The sequence below is a fragment of the Pontimicrobium sp. MEBiC01747 genome, from assembly GCF_053601635.1.
On record NZ_JBSHNS010000104.1, the window covers coordinates 1 to 1,492 of the forward strand.

Below are 1,492 nucleotides of genomic sequence, written 5' to 3' on the forward strand. Positions count from 1 at the left end.
ACACAATATAGCGAAGAATATAACAGTTTTGTAAATGGGCAACATACTACGCAAGGAGGAACACATCAAGCAGCCTTTCGTGAAGCTGTAGTAAAAACATTACGTGAATTTTATGGTAAAAATTACGAAGCATCAGATATTAGAAAATCGATTGTTTCGGCCATTGCAATAAAAGTTATGGAACCAGTTTTTGAAAGTCAGACCAAAACAAAACTAGGTTCTACAGATATGGGAGGAGACTTGCCTACGGTAAGAACCTATATCAATGATTTTTTAAAAACCTATCTAGATAACTACTTACATAAAAATCCAGACACCGCAGAAAAAATTCAGCGAAAAATTCTACAAGCAGAGCGAGAACGTAAAGAATTATCAGGAATACGTAAATTAGCTAAAGACAGAGCTAAAAAAGCGAGTTTACATAATAAAAAATTAAGAGACTGTCGTGTACATTTTGGCGATACTAAAAACGAACGCAATTTAGAAACGACACTGTTTATTACCGAGGGAGATTCTGCATCGGGAAGTATTACAAAATCTAGAGATGTAAATACACAAGCGGTATTTAGTTTAAAAGGGAAGCCTTTAAATTGCTACGGATTAACTAAAAAAATTGTTTACGAAAACGAAGAGTTTAACCTATTACAAGCTGCATTAAACATAGAAGAATCTTTGGAAGATTTACGCTATAATAATGTTGTAATAGCTACCGATGCCGATGTAGATGGAATGCACATTCGTTTACTGCTAATAACATTCTTTCTTCAGTTTTTTCCAGAAGTAATAAAAGAAGGACATTTATATATTTTACAAACACCTTTATTTAGAGTACGAAATAAAAAAGAAACGATTTATTGCTATTCTGAAGAAGAGCGAGTTAATGCAATTGAAAAATTAAAACCAAAACCAGAAATTACACGATTTAAAGGATTGGGTGAAATTTCTCCAGATGAGTTTAAATATTTTATAGGAGAAGATATGCGTCTAGACCCAGTAATGTTAGATGATAATATGTCTATAGACGAATTATTAGCATTTTACATGGGGAAAAACACACCATCTAGACAGGAATTTATTATTGAAAACCTTAAAGTAGAGTTGGATTTAATTGAAGAAGGAAAATAATGTATAAAGGATTTAAAATACTTTGCTGGATGGCTTTAACAATATATTGGTCTTACAAAGCATATACAAACGATTTTAGTGTGCGAGATAGTAATACAATGTATTATATAGCACTTGTAGTATCTGTGTTAGGTTTAGCTAAAAGTATATACGATTATAAACGTTCATTAAAAATCAAAGAATAGATTCCTAACCCTTAAAAGGAATGACAAAACAAATATGGCAGAAGAAAACGACGATTTAGAACACTTAGAAAACGAAGCGGCAGAACATCAAGAACCACAAGAAACCATTACTCGAATTACGGGAATGTATAAAGAGTGGTTTTTAGATTATGCATCGTATGTTATTTTAGAACGTGCAGTAC

General features: G+C 32.0%; 2 protein-coding genes. Both read left to right on the forward strand.

The window, feature by feature from the left end:
* Nucleotides 1–1,125, forward strand: a 1,125-nt coding sequence (locus tag ACVC2P_RS02120; protein ID WP_452596832.1) for a toprim domain-containing protein, incomplete at its 5' end; no start/stop codon positions are given.
* A 29-nt stretch (nucleotides 1,126–1,154) separates the two neighbouring features.
* The gene (locus tag ACVC2P_RS02125) at nucleotides 1,155–1,310 is read left to right on the forward strand and encodes a hypothetical protein (RefSeq protein ID WP_452596833.1); all 156 of its coding nucleotides are present in this window, start codon (nucleotides 1,155–1,157) and stop codon (nucleotides 1,308–1,310) included.
* Nucleotides 1,311–1,492 lie beyond the last annotated feature (182 nt).

Bases quoted from the DNA above. Each gene is read 5' to 3' on its own strand.
- ACVC2P_RS02125 (WP_452596833.1), top strand. From the start codon at position 1,155: ATGGCTTTAACAATATATTGGTCTTACAAAGCATATACAAACGATTTT.